Below are 19,874 nucleotides of genomic sequence, written 5' to 3' on the forward strand. Positions count from 1 at the left end.
AATGCCCGGTAAATATCTTCATATTGGCTGTAACCTGGTCGCCATGCCTTTTTTCTAAGCTGTAATGATATGCATCCCGTCTGATGCTCGAAAAAGGATCGCGCCTTGAAACAGTCTCGTGAAACCGCTGCCCACCATAACATCCAGGTGCGCGGCTGCCGGGTCTCCGCACCGATTCATCAGCCGTGGGGCGGCGCTTGCCGGATCGTCGAGTGGATCGACACCGCGGGCCAGATCTCGCGGCGGGTGGTGGCCGAAGACGTAACGGCCGCCGAAGTGCGTGCCACGATCAGCCGCCATGTGGAAGGCCGCAAGCACCTGCTGTACGACGACGAAAAGTCGCCGCGGCAAACGCTGCCGAGGCAGACGCCGACGCGGCGTTGACGGCGGCGGGTGTTTCGATTGACCGGGCCTTGATCTTCATTGCGCCCGCGTCGCGGCTGCGCCACGCGCATCAGGCCCCGTCGTCGTGTGAGTCGGCGGCGCTCGCGGCCACCGCCGCATACGCGTGCGGATTGAACAGCGGATGCTGCGCCGCTTCAGCGGGCGTTAGCACCGGCGACACGCAGCAATCGAGCGATTCCAGCGATTCCACCCATTCGCCGAGCGTGCGCGTCGCAATCAGATTGGCGACTTCCTGAATGAGTGCCACGGCATCGGGACCGCCGATCGCCTGACCCAGGCTCCAGTGACGCGTCGCCCATTCCGGCCGATCGAGCGCCATGCACAGCGTTTCCCAGAACTTCAATTCGAGCGCGCCGACCGCGAGCCAGCGTTCATCGCTGGTGCGGTAGAGGTTGTAGCAGGGCACGCCGCCGTTCAACAGACCACTGCCCGCGGCGGGCGCCGCACCTTCGTTGACGAGCGACACCTGCGCGACGAAGTTGTGCGCATGGCTCGTGTGCGTCATCGATACATCGACGAAGCGGCCCGCGCCGCCTCGCGCGACATGCCAGAGCGCGGCGAGAATCTGCGTGACCGCGCTCAATGCGCCGCCGAGCAGATCGGCGATCTGGAAGTTCGGCAGGATCGGCGCACCGTCGCGGTTCGCCAGTTGATCGAGCACGCCTGCATAGCCGATGTAATTCAGATCGTGGCCGGCATGGTCCGCGAACGGACCGCTCGCGCCATATCCGCTGATCGCGCAATAGACGAGCCGCGGATTGGCTGCGCTGAGCGTCGCGTAGCCGAGGCCGAGCCGCTCCATCACGCCGGGCCGGAAGCTCTCGATCAGCACGTCGGCTTCAGCCGCGAGTGCGCGCAGCACCTGGTGTCCTGCTTCGGACTTGAGGTCGAGGCGCGTCTCGCGCTTGCCGCGATTGACCATCCGGTAAAACGCGCCGGGTCGGCCCGCGACACGATCGCTCGACGACTGCATCATCGTGCGAGTCGGGTCGCCCGCGCCGGGCGCCTCGATCTTCAGCACATCGGCGCCGAGCTCGGCGAGGCGCAGCGCGGCCACCGGACCCGGCAGCAGACGCGTGAGGTCGAGCACGCGCAGTCCTTGCAACGGCGGCGCATCGGCTGCCGATGCAGCTACGGATTCTGGGGCCGATAACCCGGACGATGAATTCGCAAATGACAAAGCCAAGCTCCCGTGGATGCCGGCGCGGTGCCGCTAGCCGATCTGTTCGAGTTCCTCGTGCGTCTCGAGCCATTCGGCTTCGAGCGTGTCGAGGCGCGCGTTCACGTCTGCCTGACGGCGGATCGCCTCCGTCAGCTTGCTCTTCTGCTCCGGTTCGTAACTCGCGGGATCGGCGACGAATGTATCGAGCGTCGCTTTCTCCGTGTTGAGTGCGTCCATTTCCTTTTCGATTTTCGCGATGCGGCTTTGCAGCGGCTTCTTCAGATGCGCGAGCTTCTGCCGCGTTTCCGCTTCGAGGCGGCGCTGTTCCTTGCGATTGACGTTGCTGTCGCTACTTGCCGCGCCGTTGGACGCTGCGTCCGACGCACCGGAAGCATTGGCCTTCAGCGCGGCGCGCTGCTCGGCCGCATGCTGCAGCAGCCAGTCGCGGTAGTCGTCGAGATCGCCGTCGAATTCCTGCAGACGATGCTTCGCGACCAGCATGAACTGATCGGTCGTCGCGCGCAGCAGATGCCGGTCGTGCGAGACCAGGATCAGCGTGCCTTCGAATTGCGCGAGCGCCATCGTCAGCGCGTGGCGCGTTTCGAGGTCGAGGTGGTTGGTCGGCTCGTCGAGCAGCAGCAGGTTCGGCTTTTGCCAGATGATCAGCGCGAGCGCGAGGCGTGCCTTCTCGCCGCCCGAGAACGGCGCGATCTTCGCGGTCGCCATGTCGCCGGAAAAGTTGAAGCTGCCGAGGAAGTCGCGCAGCTCCTGCTCGCGCGTATCGGGCGCGAGACGCGCGAGGTGCTGCAACGGGGTGTCGTCCGGACGCAGCGTTTCGAGCTGATGCTGCGCGAAGTAGCCGATGCGCAGACCCTTGCCTTCGCGTACGTGGCCGCTCAACGGTTCGAGCGTGCCCGCGAGCGTCTTGATCAGCGTCGACTTGCCCTGGCCGTTCGCGCCGAGCAGGCCGATGCGCTGACCATTCTGGATCGACAGCATCACGCGCTCGACGATTGGAATCTCGCTGCCGTCTTCGGCATGGTAGCCGCAGCGCACGTCTTCCATCACCATCATCGGATTCGGCGCGGAGTCGGGAGTGCGGAACTCGAACGTGAACGGCGACGCGACGTGCGCGGGCGCGATCAGCTCCATCTTCTCGAGCGCCTTCACCCGGCTTTGCGCCTGACGCGCCTTGGTGGCCTGCGCCTTGAAGCGGTTGATGTAGCTCTGCAGATGCGCGACCGTGCGCTGCTGCTTTTCGTATGCATTCTGTTGCAGCGCGATCTGCTGCGCGCGCAGCACTTCGAATTGCGAGTAGTTGCCGCCGTAGCGTTTGATCTGCTGGTTCTCGAGATGCAGCGTGACGTTGCAGGCGGAATCGAGAAACTCGCGGTCGTGCGAGATCACGATCAGCGTGCCCGCATAGCGATTCAGCCAATCTTCCAGCCAAACGATCGCGTCGAGGTCGAGGTGGTTGGTCGGTTCGTCGAGCAGCAGCAGATCGGAGCGGCACATCAGCGCCTGCGCCAGATTCAGGCGCATGCGCCAGCCGCCCGAGAAGCTGCTGACCGGCTCGCGGGTCTGGTCGAGCGTGAAGCCGAGGCCGAGCAGCAACGCTTCGGCGCGAGCCGGCGCGGTGTAGCCGTCGGCGTCGGCGAACGCAGCGTGCGCTTCGGCTTCTGCCGCACCGTCGTGCGCCGCGGAGGCCGAAGCGATACGCGCTTCGATGTCGCGCAGCGCGGCGTCGCCGTCTAGCGTGTAGGCGAGGGCGGTTTTGTCGACGGCGGGCGTTTCCTGCGCGACGTGCGCGATGCGCCAGGTCGGCGGGATCGAGAAATTGCCGCCGTCCGCATGCAGCTCGCCGAGCAGCACGGCGAACAGCGTCGACTTGCCCGCGCCGTTCGCTCCGACGAGGCCGGCTTTTTCACCGGGGTTCAAGGTGAACGTGGTGTTGTCGAAAAGCGGCTTGGTGCCGCGCGCGAGGCTGAACTGATTGAAGCGGATCACGACGTGGCCGGCTGAAGAAAACCGCTATTTTAGACTGCCCGGCGCGTTGCCGGGCGCGCGGCGCCGATTGCCCGTCTGTCACTTCGCGCGCAGCGGTCATCGGCCATCCGGCCGACTGTATCGGCAGCGCTTTTGGCATAGACTGACGGCTTTCACGGGAGGGCACATGACATCGATCTTTTCGTTTTCGGCACGCACGCTCGGCGGCGAGGAAGCGAGTCTCGCGCAGTACGAAGGCAAAGTGATGCTGATCGTCAATACCGCGAGCGAATGCGGGTTCACGCCGCAATACTCGGGCTTGCAGAAACTGTATGACGCGTACGCGGCGCGCGGGCTCGCGGTGCTCGGTTTTCCGTGCAACCAGTTCGGCAAGCAGGAGCCGGGCGACGCCGCGCAGATCGGCAGCTTCTGCGAGAAGAACTACGGCGTGACGTTTCCGATGTTCGACAAGATCGACGTGAACGGTCCGAACGCGCACCCGCTGTTCCGCTATCTGACGATCGAGGCGCCGGGACTGCTCGGTCTCGAGGCGATCAAGTGGAATTTCACGAAGTTTCTGATCGGCCGCGACGGCAACGTCGTCAAGCGCTATGCGCCGCTGACCAAGCCCGAGGCGATCACCGGGGACATCGAAGCGCTGCTGTAAGCGGGCACGCCTACAGGATCGGCGAAAAGAGCCGCGCGACGTGCATCAGCATGCGTCGCAGCGCGCTCGACTTGTGGTACTCGTCGCGGTCGATTTCGCGCGACTCGGCAAAGTCGTCGAGCAGCATCGTCTCGACTTCGAGCGCGAAGCCGCGGTCGACGGTCAGCACCATGATCTCGAAGTTCAGGCGAAACGAGCGGTTGTCGAGATTGGCGCTGCCGATCGCGGCCGCGCTGCTGTCGATCAGCACGACTTTCTGATGCAGGAAGCCCGGCTGATAGCGGAAGATGCGAATTCCCGCGCGCAGTGAGTCGTACGCATAGAGCTTCGACGCCGCGAACACCACGAGGTGATCGCGCCGGCTCGGAATCAGGATGCGCACGTCGACGCCGCGCAGCGCAGCGAGGCGCAACGCAGCGAATACGGCTTCGTCGGGGACGAGGTAGGGCGTCGTGATCCAGATGCGTTCACGTGCCGCGTTGATTGCTTCGACGAAAAACAGCGAGCAGGTTTCCTGCTTGTCGGCCGGGCCGCTCGGCAGCACGAGGCAGTGCATGTTGTTCGCGGCGCGCTCGTTGGCGCCGTGGTCGCCGGGCTGGTCGAAGGATGGGGTCACGGAATCCGCGGCCGGCGCGTCGAACTTGGGCAACTGCTGCGTGGCCCAGTACCAGTCCTCGATGAAGACGAACTGGATGCTTGCGACCGCCGGACCACGCACTTCGATGTGCGTATCGCGCCACGGCGACAGCGGCGGCTTCGCGCCCAGATATTCGACCCCGACGTTATGACCGCCGACAAACGCGCGCTCGCCGTCGACCGCCACGATCTTGCGGTGATTGCGGAAATTCAGTTGCAGACGGTTGACGAAGAGGCGGTTCGTGGCGAACGGCTGCATCTCGATGCCGGCGGCGCGCAGCGCCGCGACGTAGCGGTGCGGCAGATCGAAGCTGCCGATACTGTCATACAGGAAGTAGACCCGCACGCCCTGTTTGGCTTTGGCGATCAGCGCGTCCTTCAGCATGTCGCCGAGCGCGTCGTCGCGCACGATGAAGAATTGCACGATCACATAGCGGCGCGCGTTCTCGATCGCCTCGAAGATCGCCTCGAAAGTCGCCGTGCCGTTGACCAGCGTGCGCACGGTATTGCCGGGCAGGAACGGCATGCCGCCGAGGCGCGTCAGCGACTGCACGAGCCGCGAGCCGAGCTGCTGCGTCGGCACCCCGGCCGACGACGCCTGCGTGTCCCACTCCAGCGGATGCGCGCGCGTGCGCAGCAGCTCGTTCTCGACGCGGCGCGCGTCCGCGTAGCCGGCGAACTTGCTGCGGCCAAGGAACAGGTAGGGTACCAGCGTCAGATAAGGCATCGCGACCAGCGACACGGCCCACGCGATCGCCCCTTGCGAGGTGCGGGTATGGAGAATCGCGTGAGCGGCCGCGATGATGCCGAGAATGTGGGCAACAGCAACCAGCGTGCCGACGTGAAGCAGGTCGAATGACATAAGCTCGCGAACAGTTGGCGAAGCGCCGTGGTTCAGGAAACGGAGACGGGCACGGGCCCGCTCCGTGGTCTGCGGCGAACGCGTCGGGCAACGGGCTCAGGCTGCGGTTGCGGGCAAGGCCACGCGCTGCCGCGGCGATTGCTCGTGACCCTGCCTGAGAAACGCGCTTGAAACGACGATCAAACGGTCAGCATGCCGGACTCAGACCGGCAAGTCGCTGGCCTGGATCAGAAACACGTTGTCGTCGCCGGCGCTGGTCGACAGCCACACGAGGTCGAGACCGCCGAACGCGGCCTCGACGTGTTCGCGTTCGTTGCCGATCTCGATGACGAGCACGCCGTCTTCGGTCAGCCAGTTGCGCGCGTCGGCAATGATCCGTCGCACGATGTCCATGCCGTCCGCGCCACCCGCGAGCGCCATCTCCGGCTCGTGCCTGTATTCGGCCGGCAGCTCCTGCATCGACGTGGCGTTCACGTACGGCGGATTGCTGATGATCACATCGTAGCGGCGCTCGGCGAGCGGCGCATACAGATCGCCTTCGAACAGCGCGATGCGCTCGTCGAGGTGGTAGTCCAGCACATTGCGCGTCGCGACTTCGAGCGCGGGCGCGGACAGATCGACCGCGTCGACGTCGGCGTTCGGGAACGCGTGCGCGGCGAGGATCGCGAGGCACCCGGAGCCGGTGCACAGTTCGAGCACCGCGCCGACCTGCTCGGGGTCCTCGACGTACGGCTGCAGGCCGTCCTGCAGCAGCTCGCCGATGAACGAGCGCGGCACGATCACGCGCTCGTCGACGTAAAAGCGATAGCCGTGCATCCACGCTTCCTGCGTGATGTACGCGGCCGGCACGCGTTCGGCGGCGCGTCGCTCGATCACTTTCAGCACCGCCTCGATTTCGGCCGTGGTCAGGCGCGCGTCGAGAAACGGTTCGAGCAGGTCGAGCGGCAAATGCAGCGTGTGCAGGATCAGATAGGCGGCTTCGTCGTAGGCATTGGCCGAGCCGTGGCCGAACGACAGTTTGGCCTCGCTAAAACGCGACACTGCATAACGCAGCAGGTCGCGGACGGTGCAAAAAGGAAGCGTCATCGCAAAGTTCCAGGTTACGCGATCAGTTGTTCGAGCACGCGGCGATACACGTTCTTCAGCGGCTCGATATGGGTGACTTCGATATGTTCGTCGATCTTGTGGATGCTCGCGTTCAGCGGACCGAACTCGATCACCTGCTTGCAGATGCGCGCGATGAAGCGGCCGTCCGACGTGCCGCCGGTGGTCGACAGTTCGGTGTCCACGCCGGTTTCGTCCTTGATCGCCTGCGCGAGCGCGCTCGACAGCTCGCCGCGCGGGGTGAGAAATGGCAGGCCGCTCACGGTCCATTGCAGTTCGTACTCGAGGCCGTGTTTGTCGAGAATGGCATGCACGCGCTTTTGCAGTCCTTCGACGGTGCTCGCGGTCGAGAAGCGGAAGTTGAACATCACGTCCGCGTGGCCGGGAATCACGTTGGTCGCGCCGGCGCCGCTGTGGAGGTTCGACACCTGCCAGGTGGTCGGCGGAAAATATTCGTTGCCTTCGTCCCAGCGCTCGGCGACGAGTTCGGCGAGCGCTGGCGCCAGCAGGTGCACCGGATTCTTCGCCAGATGCGGGTAGGCGATATGGCCCTGCACGCCCTTGACGATCAGCTTGCCCGACATCGAGCCGCGCCGGCCGTTCTTGACCATGTCGCCGAAACGCTCGCTCGAGGTCGGCTCGCCGACGATGCAGTAGTCCATGCGCTCACCGCGCTGCTGCAGTGCTTCGACGACCTTGACGGTGCCGTCGGTGGCGGGGCCTTCCTCGTCGCTCGTGATCAGGAACGCGATCGAGCCGCGGTGCTCGGGGTGCGCGGCGACGAACTCCTCGCTCGCGACGACGAAGCCGGCGATCGACGCCTTCATGTCCGCCGCGCCGCGGCCGTACAGCCTGCCGTCGCGCTGGGTCGGCTCGAACGGCGCCGAGCGCCACTGTTCGAGCGGGCCGGTCGGTACCACGTCGGTGTGGCCGGCGAACGCGAGCAGCTTGCCTTGCGTGCCGTCGACGCCGCGTTTGACGGCCCACAGGTTGGTCACGCCGTTGGATTCGATCGTCTCGTGCTCGAAGCCGAGCGCGGCGAGGCGCTCGATCAGGAGACGCTGGCAATGCTGATCGTCGGGCGTGACGGACGCGCGCGCGATCAGTTGTTCGGTAAGGGCGAGGGTGCCGGACATGGATTCAGTACAAGCCACTTTGAAATGAAAAAATGCCGGCTCGCGGTGAGGCACCGCAGCCGGCAACAGCCTTTGAACGACGCGGCGCGAGGCCGCGCGTTCGACTACCTCGTGCTGGAGCCTGGCGCTTCAGCGCCGCGCTCAGACAAACAGCGCCGCGTACTCGTCCGCCGAAAAGCCGAGCGACTTCACCCGCCCGTTCACGACCAGCACCGGCCGCTTGATCACCGACGGCTTGTGGATCATCAGCGCGATCGCGCCCGGCTGCGTTTCCGCGGCCGCCTTCATGTCGTCGGACAGCGCGCGCCACGTCGTGCCGCGGCGGTTCAGCAGCGCGTCGAGCTTGACGTCCTTGAGCCAGTCCTGCACGAGCGGCTCGGTCACGCCGGCCTTCTTGAAGTCGTGGAACTCGAACTCGACGCCGTGCTCTTCGAGCCACACACGGGCCTTCTTCACGGTGTCGCAGTTCGGAATGCCGTAGACGACGGTTTTGGTGCCGCGCGCCATCAATCGCCTCGCAGCAACTCGTTCAGGCCGACCTTCGCGCGCGTCTTCGCGTCGACCTTCTTGACGATGACCGCGCAGTACAGGCTGTGCGTGCCGTCCTTCGACGGCAGGTTGCCCGCCACCACGACCGATCCCGCCGGAATGCGGCCGTACGTGACTGCGCCGGTTTCGCGGTCGTAAATTTTGGTGCTCTGGCCGAGGTACACGCCCATCGAGATCACCGAGTTTTCCTCGACGATCACGCCTTCGACGACTTCCGAGCGCGCGCCGATGAAGCAGTTGTCTTCGATGATGACCGGGTTGGCCTGCAGCGGCTCCAGCACGCCGCCGATGCCGACGCCGCCCGACAGGTGCACGTTCTTGCCGATCTGCGCGCACGAGCCGACGGTGGCCCACGTGTCGACCATCGTGCCCTCGTCGACGTACGCGCCGATGTTGGTGTACGACGGCATCAGCACGACGTTCTTCGCGATGAACGAGCCGCGGCGCGCGATCGCGGGCGGCACCACGCGGAAGCCGCCGGCGGCGAAGTCTTCAGCGGTGTAGTTCGCGAACTTCGACGGCACCTTGTCGTAGAACTGGCTGTAGCCGCCGGCCGGCATCGGCGCGTTGTCTTCCAGACGGAACGACAGCAGCACGGCCTTCTTCAGCCACTGGTTGACGACCCAGTCGCCGTCCTTCTTTTCGGCGACGCGCAGCGCGCCCTTATCGAGTTGCTCGATCGCATGGGCGACGGCTTCGCGCACTTCTGCCGGCGCGGCTTTCGGCGACAGTTCGGCGCGGTTGTCCCAGGCGGTATCGATGATGCTCTGAAGTTGTTGCGACATAGGCGTGATTATCTGAAGGGTTGAAGTCTGAAGAAGGGGATGCCGTGTAGCTCGAGCGAGGCTCAGGCTGCACTCAGTTGACACTGAGCGAGCGGCAGAATTCGACGATCCGCTGCGCGCCCGCCGTGCATTCGTCGACGTCGGCGACGAGCGCGAGGCGCACGAAATTGCGGCCGGGGTTCACGCCGTGCGCGGTGCGCGCGAGGAACGAGCCCGGCAGAACCGTCACATTATAGTCGGCGTAGAGGCGCTGGGCGAACTCGGTGTCCGTGAGGCCGGTGCGCTCGACGTTGGCCCACAGGTAGAACGCGGCGTCGGGCAGGCGCACGTCGAGCACGTCGGCGAGCATCGGCGTGACGGTCGCGAACTTCTGCAGGTACTTCGCGCGGTTCTCGCGCACGTGTGTCTCGTCGCTCCAGGCGACCACGCTCGCGCTCTGGAACACGGTCGACAGCGCCGTGCCGTGGTACGTGCGGTACAGCAGGAATGCCTCGAGAATCGCGGCGTCGCCGGCGACGAAGCCCGAGCGCATGCCCGGCACGTTCGAGCGCTTCGACAGACTCGACAGCATCACGAGGCGCTCGAAGCCGCGTCCGAGCTTGTGCGCCGCTTCCAGTCCGCCGAGCGGCGGCTTCGACTCGTCGAAATAGATTTCCGAGTAGCACTCGTCCGAAGCGATCACGAAGCCGTAGCGGTCCGATAGCGCGAACAGCTCGCGCCAGTCGTCGAGCGTGAGCACGGCGCCGGTCGGGTTGCCCGGCGAGCAGACGTACAGCAGTTGCGTGCGGGCCCACACGTCGGCGGGCACCGCCGAGTAGTCGCACGCGAAGTTGCGCGCCGGGTCGCTGTTGACGAAGTACGGCTGCGCGCCGCCGAGCATCGCCGCGCCTTCGTAGATTTGGTAGAACGGGTTCGGACAGAGTACGATCGCAGGCTCGCCGTCAGCATCGCGGCGCGGATTGAGCACCGTCTGCGCGAGCGCGAACAGCGCCTCGCGCGAGCCCGCCACCGGCAGCACCTCGGTCAGCGGATCGAGCGGCGGCAGGTTGTAGCGTTGCGCGACCCATTTCGCGATCGACTCGCGCAGCGGCGCCGAGCCGAGCGTGGCCGGATACGCCGCGAGGCCGCCGAGCGAATCGATGACGGCGTCGCGGATCAGCGGCGGGGTTGGATGTTTCGGCTCGCCGATGCCGAAGCTGATGTGCGCAAGGCCGGCCGGCGGCGTGACGTCCTTGAAAAGCAGGCGCAGCTTTTCGAACGGATAGGGCTGAAGGGAGTCGAGTAGCGGATTCACGGACGAAATGGCCTGATCGGGATGGACGCGGACGAATGGCGGGACAACCGGGCACGCGCGCCGGCGGGCGGCGGCGAACGGACGATTATAGCGTGGCGCGCCCGCGGACCAGGCGGGAGCCTGGCGCGCGGCGCGGGAGCGATCCGCGAGGCGGCACACCGGGGCGCCGCGGCGGGAACGGCGCGAAATCCGCCACGGTTCGCGTAAAAGAATACGCAGGAGCAGCAATGTACGCAGCAGTTCAGGAGACGGCCGGCTGGACCCTCATACGACCCGCCCACGACGCCCGTCGGAGTCCCGCCCCATGACCAACTGGCTTCGCAACGGCTGGCCGACGCTCGCGATCATGCTGGGCGCGTCGGTCTGGGGGATGGTCTGGTATCCGCTGCGGATGCTGGCCGCGCTCGGGGTGACCGGCACCGCCGCGAGCGCGCTCACGAGCGGCACCGGCTGCCTGTTCGTGCTGCTCGTGCGGAATGGCGCGCTGAAGACCGTGCGGTGGCACTGGCTGCTGCCGGCGCTCGCGCTCGCCGCGGGCGTCACGAATCTCGGCTTCGTGTGGGGCGCGATCCACGGTCAGGTGATGCGCGTGCTGCTGCTGTTCTATCTGACGCCCGCGTGGACCGCGCTGTTCGCGCATTTCATCCTGCACGAGCGGCTCACGTGGTCGGGCGCGGCGCTGGCCGCGCTGTCGCTCGCGGGCGCGATGACGATGCTATGGTCGCCGCGTCTCGGCATTCCGGTACCCGGCAATCCCGCCGAATGGGCCGGGCTCGCCGGCGGCATGGGCTTCGCGATGAGCAATGTGCTGATCCTGAAGACGAGCCGCGTGCTGCCGGACATGAAGCCCGAAATGCGCACCGCGGTGATCTTCGGCGGCGCGGCGCTGTTCGGCGCGCTCGCGTCGCTGTTCGAGCCGATGCCCGCGCCGCCCGTCGGCGCGCATCTGGGCACGGCGGCGCTGCTGGTGCTCGGTCTCGGTCTGCTGCTCGCGTCGAACAACATGCTCGTGCAATACGGGCTCTCGCGCGTGCCGGCCAATCGCGCGTCGATCATCATGCTGTTCGAACTCGTCGTGACGGCGCTGTCGGCGTGGCTGTTCGCCGGCGAAGTACCGGGCCCGCGCGAATGGGCCGGCGGCGCGTGCATCGTGCTCGCGTCGGCCTTGTCGAGCTGGGTGCATCGGACGAAACTGGCGCCGCCCGATCCCGCCATCGGGGACACGGAGGGGCCCGGCGGCGACGATGGACGCGGTGGTCAATGCGGTAGCAAACGCGGTGACCAACGCGGTGACGAACCCGGCCCTGACGGCGACAGTAACGACCGCCGAAAGGGCGGTAAGAATCGTCCACGCGCGATGGTATGATTCCCCCTCATTAGCCGGCGCATGCGTACCTGTGTGTGCCTCAGATATGCATGAGCGCATGCAGCCGGCAACCAAATTGCGAAGGCTCGCGAGGTTGCGCGGGGCCGTCCCGCTGCGGCGGTGAACGACTGGCGCAACCTCGCGAGCCACCTATCACTCTCTCTTTTCAAACAGCGAAATCGCCGTGCGGCTCACCTCGATCAAACTCGCTGGTTTCAAATCCTTCGTCGATCCCACGCACTTCCAGGTCCCAGGCCAGTTGGTTGGCGTGGTCGGTCCGAACGGGTGCGGCAAATCCAACATCATCGACGCCGTGCGCTGGGTGCTCGGCGAATCGCGCGCCTCTGAATTGCGCGGCGAGTCGATGCAGGACGTGATCTTCAACGGCTCGACCGCCCGCAAGCCCGGCAGCCGCGCGAGCGTCGAACTCGTGTTCGACAACGCGGACGGCCGCGCCGCCGGCCAGTGGGGCCAGTATGCGGAGATCGCCGTGAAGCGCGTGCTGACGCGCGACGGCACGTCGAGCTACTACATCAACAATCTGCCGGCGCGGCGCCGCGACATCCAGGACATCTTCCTCGGCACCGGCCTCGGGCCGCGTGCGTACGCGATCATCGGGCAGGGCATGATCGCGCGGCTGATCGAGGCGAAGCCCGAAGAGCTGCGCGTGTTCCTCGAAGAAGCCGCCGGCGTGTCGAAGTACAAGGAGCGCCGCCGCGAGACCGAGAACCGTCTGCACGACACGCGCGAGAACCTGACGCGCGTCGAGGACATCGTCCGCGAGCTCGGCACGAATCTCGAGAAGCTCGAGGGGCAGGCGGTCGTCGCGACCCGTTATCGCGAGCTGCAAAGCGACGGCGAGGAAAAGCAGCGTCTGCTGTGGTTGCTGCGCAAGAACGAGGCGGCCGGCGAACAGCAGCGCCAGCAACGCGCGATCGAGCAGGCGCAGATCGACCTCGAGGCGCAAACCGCGAAGCTGCGCGAAGTCGAGGCGGAACTCGAAACGCTGCGCGTCGCGCACTATTCGGCGAGCGACGCGATGCAGGGCGCGCAGGGCGCGCTGTACGAGGCGAACGCGGAAGTGAGCCGGCTGGAAGCCGAGATCCGCTTCATCGTCGAATCGCGCAACCGCGCGCAGGCGCAGATCGCCGCGCTGACCGCGCAGCGCGAGCAGTGGCAATCGCAGGCCGACAAGGCGCAGGACGATATTGCCGACGCTGAAGAGCAACTGGCCGTCGCTGAAGAAAAGGCCGTGCTCGCCGAACAGGACGCCGCCGCGAAGCACGATGCGCTGCCCACCCTCGAAGCGCGCTGGCGCGACGCTCAGGCGGAGCTGAACACCGAGCGCGGCGGCATCGCGCAGACCGAGCAGGCGCTGAAGCTCGAAGCCGCGCATCAGCGCAATGCCGATCAGCAGTTGCAGCAGCTGCAGCAGCGCCATGAGCGGCTGAAATCGGAAGAGGGTGGTCTCGACGCGCCCGACGAGGCGCAGCTCGAGGAATTGCGCGTGCAGCTCGCCGAGCACGAGGAAATCCTTCACGAGGCGCAGGACCGCCTCGCCGAAGCGCAGGAAACACTGCCGCGGCTCGACGGTGAACGCCGCGCCGCGCAGGAGCGCGTGCAGGCCGAAAGCGCGCAGATCCATCAGCTCGACGCGCGCCTCGCCGCGCTCAGGCAGTTGCAGGAAAACGTGCAGACCGAAGGCAAGATCCAGCCGTGGCTCGACAAGCACGAGCTGGGCAGCCTGCCGCGTCTGTGGAAGAAACTGCATGTCGAGGCCGGTTGGGAAACCGCGCTCGAAGCGGTGCTGCGCGAGCGCCTCGCCGCGCTCGAAGTGTCGAATCTCGACTGGGTCAAGGCGTTCGCAACCGACGCGCCACCGGCCAAGCTCGCGTTCTACGCGCCGCCCGCGGCTGGTCAGCCGGCCCCGGCGGCGGGCGCGCTGCGCTCGCTGCTGTCGCTCGTGCGCATCGAGGACGCGGGTATCCGCGCGGTGCTGACCGACTGGCTGGGCCTCGCGTTCGTCGCCGACGATCTGCAGCAGGCGCTTTCGATGCGCGCGCAGCTGCCCGAGGGCGGCGCGTTCGTCGTCAAGGCGGGGCATGTGGTCACGCGCGTCGGCGTCCAGCTGTATGCGGCCGATTCCGAACAGGCCGGCATGCTCGCGCGTCAGCAGGAAATCGAAAACCTCGGCCGCCAGGTGCGCGCACAGGCATTGCTCGCCGACGAGGCGAAGGCCGCCGCGATCCGCGCCGAAGCCGCGCACACGCAAGCCGCGCAGGCGCTCGCCGAGCTGCGCCAGCAGGCCGAACGCGCGACGCAGCGGGTGCACGCGTTGCAGATGGACGTGCTGAGGCTCACCCAGGCACACGAACGCTACACGCAGCGCAGCACGCAGATTCGCGAGGAACTCGAAGAGATCGCCGCGCAGATCGACGAGCAGCGGGCGCTGCGCGCCGAGTCGGAAGCGAACTTCGAGCGTCACGACGGCGAGCTCGCCGAACTGCAGGCGCGCTTCGAAGACCACCAGCTCGCGTTCGAAGCACTCGACGAAGAACTGACGACCGCCCGCGGCGAAGCACGCGAGCTCGACCGCGCAGCTACCGACGCGCGCTTCGCCGCGCGCAACATGGCGAACCGCATCGACGAATTGAAGCGCAGCATCCAGGTCGCGCACGAGCAGAGCGAGCGCGTCGCGGGCGCGCTCGAAGACGCGCGCGCCGAACTGGAAACGATCAACGAGCAGACCGCGCACACCGGGCTGCAGGACGCGCTCGACATCCGCGCCGTGAAAGAAGAGGCGCTGCGCGCCGCGCGCGTCGAGCTCGACGACCTGACCGCGAAGCTGCGCTCGGCCGACGAAACGCGCCTCACCGCCGAGCGCGCCCTGCAGCCGCTGCGCGACCGCATCAATGAATTGCAGTTGAAGGAGCAGGCCGCGCGCATCAGCGGCGAGCAGTTCGTCGAGCAGCTGGCCGCGGCCGGTGTCGATGAAGCCGAACTGCAAGCCAAGCTGACGGCGGACATGAAGCCGTCGTACCTGCAGGGCGAAGTCACGCGCATCAACAACGCGATCACCGCGCTCGGGCCGGTCAACATGGCCGCGCTCGACGAGCTGAAGGCCGCGACCGAGCGCAAAAGCTTCCTCGATTCGCAGTCGGCCGACCTGACGAGCGCGATCGAAACGCTCGAAGACGCGATCCGCAAGATCGACGCCGAAACGCGCACGCTGCTGCAAAGCACGTTCGACGAAGTGAACCGTCATTTCGGCGAGCTGTTCCCGCGTCTCTTTGGCGGCGGCCAGGCGAAGCTGATCATGACCGGCGACGAAATCCTCGACGCCGGCGTGCAGGTGATGGCGCAACCGCCGGGCAAGAAGAATTCGACAATTCACCTGCTGTCGGGCGGCGAGAAGGCGCTGACCGCGACCGCGCTCGTGTTCGCGATGTTCCAGCTGAATCCGGCGCCGTTCTGTCTGCTCGACGAAGTGGACGCGCCGCTCGACGACGCCAACACCGAGCGTTTCGCGAATCTGGTACGGGCGATGTCCGACAAAACCCAGTTCCTGTTCATTTCGCACAACAAGATCGCGATGGAGATGGCGCAGCAGCTGATCGGCGTGACGATGCAGGAGCAGGGCGTCTCGCGGATCGTCGCGGTCGACATGGAAACGGCGGCGGGTTTCGCCCAGAATATCGTTTGAGTTAACGCCTTCGCGGGCATCCGCATCCAGCGCAGCGGCCTCGATGAGCGCCGCGCGGTACGTGGAGCGGACGACAGGCCCGCGCGGATAGAAGAATTGCTGATGGAGCATGCATGGACGAGTTGACACTCGGTTTGATCGGCGCGGGTGCCGTGGTGGTGGGGGGCGTGGTCGTGTACAACGCGTGGCAGGGCGCGAAGGTGCGCCGCAAAATGCCGCGGCCGATGCCGGCCGACACCGCCGAGAGCTTTGCGCGGGACGAGCATGAGGAGCAGAGCCCGTTCATCGAGCCGGCCCGGCCGACCACGCGGCGCGAGCCGAGCGTGAGCGCCGAGGCGGCCGCGGACCCGACCGCAGCGCGCGTCGAGCCGACGTTCGGCGCGGGCGCCGCACCGCTCGATACACCGGCCGATATCCAGGCCGAGATGACGTCGCCGAACGGTTATCCATCGGCGGACGCCGATACCGTGGGCGAAGGCGAACATGCGGCGGCGCCGGGCGCGCACGCGAAGCGGCCCACGGCCGAAGCGCCCGCGGCCCAGCCCGCGTCCGCCGGGCACGAGCGGGTCGAACCGATCCTGCCGGCCGCCACGACGATTTCGTCGGCGCCGCCCGCGATCGTCGATCGACGCATCGACTGTATCGTGCCGATCCGGCTGAACGGCCCCGTGGCCGGCGACAAGGTGCTTCCGCTCGCGCAGCGCTTGCGTCGGGCGGGCAGCAAGCCCGTGCACATCGAAGGCAAGCCCGAAGGCGGCGGCGCGTGGGAGCTGCTGCAGAACGGCACGCGCTACGAAGAGCTGCGCGCGGCCGCGCAACTCGCGAACCGTAGCGGCGCGCTGAACGAGCTCGAATTTTCCGAGTTCGTGACCGGCGTACAGCAGTTCGCCGATGCGCTCGACGCGGCGCCGGAATTCCCCGACATGCTCGAAACCGTCGCGATGGCGCGCGAGCTCGACGGCTTTGCCGCCCAGTGCGACGCGCAGTTGTCGATCAACGTGCTGTCGGACGGCGCGCCGTGGTCGGCCAACTACGTGCAGGCGGTCGCATCGCAGGACGGTCTGCTGCTGTCGCGCGACGGCACGCGCTTCGTCAAGCTCGACGCGCGGCAAAGCCCGGTGTTCATGCTGCAGTTCGGCGACACCAACTTCCTGCGCGACGACCTCACGTACAAAGGCGGCGAGATGATCACGCTGGTGCTCGACGTGCCGGTCGCCGACGAAGACATCCTGCCGTTCCGGCTGATGTGCGATTACGCGAAGTCGCTGGCCGAGCGCATCGGCGGACGCGTGGTCGACGACGGTCGCCGGCCGCTGCCGGAAAGCGCGCTGCTCGCGATCGAAAAACAGTTGATGACGCTGTACGCGAAGCTCGAACAGGCGGGTATTCCGGCGGGTTCGCCGGCCACGCGGCGCCTGTTCAGCCAGTAAGCCTTTTGCAGCGTTCTACGCGTTTTGACGACGGCCGCACGATGTGCGGCCGTCGTCGTTTCCGGCTTGCGTCGCAGCGCGGCCCGCCCCGATTCAGCGATGTAAAGGGGCACGCTTCCTGCGATAATCCGATGTCCGACTTTCTTCTCGAGAAGCTTCCGACAGCATGGCCCGATCCTCCGTCCCTCCTTCCGCAACCAGCGCTCCGGCCGAGCGGGCCGTGTGGTTGCGCGCGGAACTCGAACGCGCGAACTACGCGTATTACGTGCTCGATCAACCGGACCTGCCGGACGCCGAGTACGACAAGCTGTTCAAGGAGCTGGAGCGCATCGAGGCCGAGCATCCCGATCTGATCGTGCCGGATTCGCCGACGCAGCGCGTCGGCGGCGAGGCCGCGAGCGGTTTCGAGCCGGTCGTGCACGATCTGCCGATGCTGTCGTTGAACAACGGTTTCGCCGACGAAGACATCGTCGCGTTCGACAAGCGCATCGGCGACGCGCTCGGCAACAACGCGAGCGAGCCGCCGGTTCCCGTCGACTACGCGGCCGAGCTGAAATTCGACGGCCTCGCGATCTCGCTGCGCTACGCCGACGGCGTGTTCGTGCAGGCTTCCACGCGCGGTGACGGCACGACCGGCGAGAACGTCACCGAAAACGTCCGCACGATCCGCTCGATTCCGTTGAAGCTGAAGGGTAAGCGCGTGCCGCGCGTGCTCGACGTGCGCGGTGAAGTGCTGATGTTCAAGCGCGATTTCGAGCGCCTGAACGAACGCCAGCGCGCCGCCGAACAACGCGAATTCGCGAACCCGCGCAACGCGGCGGCGGGCAGCTTGCGGCAGCTCGATTCGAAGATCACCGCGCAGCGGCCGCTGTCGTTTTTCGCGTATGGCATCGGCGTGCTCGAAGGCATCGAGATGCCGGCCACCCATAGCGAACTGCTCGACTGGTACAAGGAGATGGGCTTGCCGGTCAATGGCGAGCGTGCGGTCGTGCAGGGCGCCGAAGGCCTGCTCGGCTTCTTCCACGCGGTCGGCGAGAAGCGCGACAGGCTCCCCTACGACATCGACGGCGTGGTCTATAAGGTCAACCGGCGCGACGAGCAGGATGCGCTCGGTTTCGTGTCGCGCGCGCCGCGCTTCGCGCTCGCGCACAAATTCCCCGCGCAGGAAGCGCTGACGAAGCTGGTCGCGATCGACGTGCAGGTCGGCCGCACCGGCGCGATCACGCCGGTCGCGCGGCTGGAACCGGTGTTCGTCGGCGGCGCGACGGTCACGAACGCGACCTTGCACAACGAGGATGAAGTGCGCCGCAAGGACATCCGCATCGGCGACACGGTGATCGTGCGGCGCGCCGGCGACGTGATTCCGGAGGTGGTCGGCGCGCTGCTCGAGCGTCGTCCGGCCGACGCGCGCGAGTTCGTGATGCCGACGCAGTGCCCGGTGTGCGGTTCGGCGATCGAGCGGCTGCCCGACGAGGCGATCGCGCGCTGCACGGGCGGGCTCTTCTGTCCGGCGCAGCGCAAGCAGGCGTTGTGGCACTTCGCGCAGCGGCGCGCGCTCGATATCGACGGCCTCGGCGAGAAGATCATCGATCAACTGGTCGAACAGAACCTGGTGCGCACGCCGGCCGATCTGTTCAATCTCGGCTTCACGACGCTCGCGGAACTCGACCGCTTCGCCGAAAAGTCCGCGCAGAACCTGCTCGACTCGCTCGACAAGGCCAGGCACACGTCGCTCGCGCGCTTTATCTACGCATTGGGGATTCGCCATGTCGGCGAATCGACCGCGAAGGATCTCGCGAAGCACTTCGGCTCGCTCGATCCGATCATGGATGCGTCGCTGGAGGAACTGCTCGAAGTCAACGACGTGGGGCCGGTCGTCGCCGAATCGATCCACCAGTTCTTCGCCGAGGACCACAACCGCACGGTGATCGAACAGCTGCGCGCGCCGGGCAAGGTCACGTGGCCCGAGGGGCCGCCAGCGCCGAAGGCGCCGCAGGGCGTGCTGGCCGGGCAGACGGTCGTGCTGACCGGTACGCTGCCAAACCTGTCGCGCGAGGACGCGAAGGAAATGCTCGAGGCGGCCGGCGCGAAGGTGGCGGGGTCGGTATCGAAGAAAACCAGTTACGTGGTGGCGGGGGCCGACGCGGGCAGCAAACTTTCGAAGGCCGAGGAACTCGGCATCCCCGTACTCGACGAAGATGGTATGCGCAAGCTCCTGGAGGGGCACTGATGATTCACGACATTCTGAAGATGGGCGATCCGCGCCTGCTGCGAATCGCCGAGCCGGTCGATCACTTCGACACGCCCGAGCTGCACCGGCTCGTGGAAGACCTGTTCGAGACCATGCACGCGGCGAACGGCGCGGGTCTCGCCGCGCCGCAGATCGGCGTCGATCTGCAGGTGGTGATCTTCGGCTTCGGTTCGAACGAGCGCTATCCGGACGCGCCGCCGGTGCCCGAAACGGTGCTGATCAACCCGACCGTCACGCCGGTCTCGCAGGACATGGAAGAAAGCTGGGAAGGTTGCCTGTCGGTGCCGGGGCTGCGCGGCGTGGTGAGCCGGTTTTCGATGATCCGTTATCACGGCTTCGACCAGTTCGGCAATCCGATCGACCGGGTCGCCGAGGGTTTTCACGCACGGGTTGTGCAGCACGAATGCGATCATCTGATCGGCAAGCTGTATCCGATGCGGATTACCGATTTCTCGAAGTTCGGCTTTACGGAGGTCCTGTTCCCGGATCTCGATACGAACAGCGACGACTGACACAGCTGCCGCCAACAAAAAACCCA

Annotated in this window: 15 protein-coding genes; 7 read left to right on the top strand and 8 right to left on the bottom strand. The window is 66.4% G+C overall.

Annotation, left to right across the window (positions count from 1 at the left end; genetic code table 11):
* The first annotated feature begins 105 nt into the window (after positions 1-105).
* Positions 106-384: a DUF2866 domain-containing protein gene (locus HDG33_RS03560; RefSeq protein ID WP_090800615.1), complete on the top strand. Its 279-nt coding sequence runs from the start codon at positions 106-108 to the stop codon at positions 382-384.
* Positions 385-454: 70 nt separating this feature from the next.
* On the opposite strand, the gene HDG33_RS03565 is transcribed toward HDG33_RS03560, so the two are convergent.
* Positions 455-1,510, bottom strand: coding sequence for a CaiB/BaiF CoA-transferase family protein (locus HDG33_RS03565; RefSeq protein ID WP_184022621.1), 1,056 nt, complete (start codon positions 1,508-1,510; stop codon positions 455-457).
* A 108-nt stretch (positions 1,511-1,618) separates the two neighbouring features.
* Positions 1,619-3,574, bottom strand: coding sequence for an ATP-binding cassette domain-containing protein (locus HDG33_RS03570; RefSeq protein ID WP_184022622.1), 1,956 nt, complete (start codon positions 3,572-3,574; stop codon positions 1,619-1,621).
* Between the two features lie 166 nt (positions 3,575-3,740).
* On the opposite strand from HDG33_RS03570, the gene HDG33_RS03575 reads away from it, so the two are divergent.
* The gene (locus HDG33_RS03575; protein WP_184022623.1) at positions 3,741-4,220 is read left to right on the top strand and encodes a glutathione peroxidase; all 480 of its coding nucleotides are present in this window, start codon (positions 3,741-3,743) and stop codon (positions 4,218-4,220) included.
* Positions 4,221-4,230: 10 nt separating this feature from the next.
* Here the strand turns inward: HDG33_RS03575 and cls are convergent, their stop codons facing one another.
* The 6 genes from cls to dapC form a co-directional block, all read right to left on the bottom strand.
* Complete coding sequence (cls, locus tag HDG33_RS03580; RefSeq protein ID WP_184022624.1) at positions 4,231-5,718, bottom strand: cardiolipin synthase; 1,488 nt, start codon at positions 5,716-5,718, stop codon at positions 4,231-4,233.
* 201 nt (positions 5,719-5,919) lie between these two features.
* Positions 5,920-6,804, bottom strand: coding sequence for a 50S ribosomal protein L3 N(5)-glutamine methyltransferase (gene prmB, locus HDG33_RS03585; protein ID WP_184022625.1), 885 nt, complete (start codon positions 6,802-6,804; stop codon positions 5,920-5,922).
* A 14-nt stretch (positions 6,805-6,818) separates the two neighbouring features.
* Positions 6,819-7,958 (bottom strand): succinyl-diaminopimelate desuccinylase, encoded by a 1,140-nt coding sequence (gene dapE / locus HDG33_RS03590; protein ID WP_184022626.1) that lies wholly within the window; start codon positions 7,956-7,958, stop codon positions 6,819-6,821.
* A gap of 141 nt (positions 7,959-8,099) precedes the next feature.
* The gene (locus HDG33_RS03595; RefSeq protein ID WP_018417635.1) at positions 8,100-8,465 is read right to left on the bottom strand and encodes an ArsC family reductase; all 366 of its coding nucleotides are present in this window, start codon (positions 8,463-8,465) and stop codon (positions 8,100-8,102) included.
* On the bottom strand, positions 8,465-9,292 hold the full coding sequence (gene dapD, locus HDG33_RS03600; RefSeq protein ID WP_090800603.1) for a 2,3,4,5-tetrahydropyridine-2,6-dicarboxylate N-succinyltransferase: 828 nt from the start codon (positions 9,290-9,292) through the stop codon (positions 8,465-8,467). The genes HDG33_RS03595 and dapD overlap by 1 nt, the downstream gene beginning before the upstream one ends.
* A gap of 73 nt (positions 9,293-9,365) precedes the next feature.
* Positions 9,366-10,586: a succinyldiaminopimelate transaminase gene (dapC, locus tag HDG33_RS03605; protein WP_184022627.1), complete on the bottom strand. Its 1,221-nt coding sequence runs from the start codon at positions 10,584-10,586 to the stop codon at positions 9,366-9,368.
* 304 nt (positions 10,587-10,890) lie between these two features.
* On the opposite strand from dapC, the gene HDG33_RS03610 reads away from it, so the two are divergent.
* From HDG33_RS03610 to def, 5 genes are all read left to right on the top strand, one after another.
* Positions 10,891-11,952 carry a DMT family transporter gene (locus HDG33_RS03610; protein WP_184022628.1) on the top strand — a complete coding sequence of 354 codons (1,062 nt, stop codon included), beginning with the start codon at positions 10,891-10,893 and terminating at the stop codon, positions 11,950-11,952.
* A gap of 184 nt (positions 11,953-12,136) precedes the next feature.
* Positions 12,137-15,655: a chromosome segregation protein SMC gene (gene smc / locus HDG33_RS03615; protein WP_184022629.1), complete on the top strand. Its 3,519-nt coding sequence runs from the start codon at positions 12,137-12,139 to the stop codon at positions 15,653-15,655.
* A 113-nt stretch (positions 15,656-15,768) separates the two neighbouring features.
* The gene (locus HDG33_RS03620; RefSeq protein WP_184022630.1) at positions 15,769-17,085 is read left to right on the top strand and encodes a cell division protein ZipA C-terminal FtsZ-binding domain-containing protein; all 1,317 of its coding nucleotides are present in this window, start codon (positions 15,769-15,771) and stop codon (positions 17,083-17,085) included.
* 166 nt (positions 17,086-17,251) lie between these two features.
* Positions 17,252-19,315, top strand: coding sequence for an NAD-dependent DNA ligase LigA (ligA, locus tag HDG33_RS03625; protein WP_184022631.1), 2,064 nt, complete (start codon positions 17,252-17,254; stop codon positions 19,313-19,315).
* The gene (gene def, locus HDG33_RS03630) at positions 19,315-19,848 is read left to right on the top strand and encodes a peptide deformylase (RefSeq protein ID WP_184022632.1); all 534 of its coding nucleotides are present in this window, start codon (positions 19,315-19,317) and stop codon (positions 19,846-19,848) included. Before ligA ends, def begins: the two co-directional genes overlap by 1 nt.
* Positions 19,849-19,874: the final 26 nt, after the last annotated feature.

Source organism: Paraburkholderia sp. Cpub6, from assembly GCF_014201065.1.
Classification (GTDB): domain Bacteria; phylum Pseudomonadota; class Gammaproteobacteria; order Burkholderiales; family Burkholderiaceae; genus Paraburkholderia; species Paraburkholderia tuberum.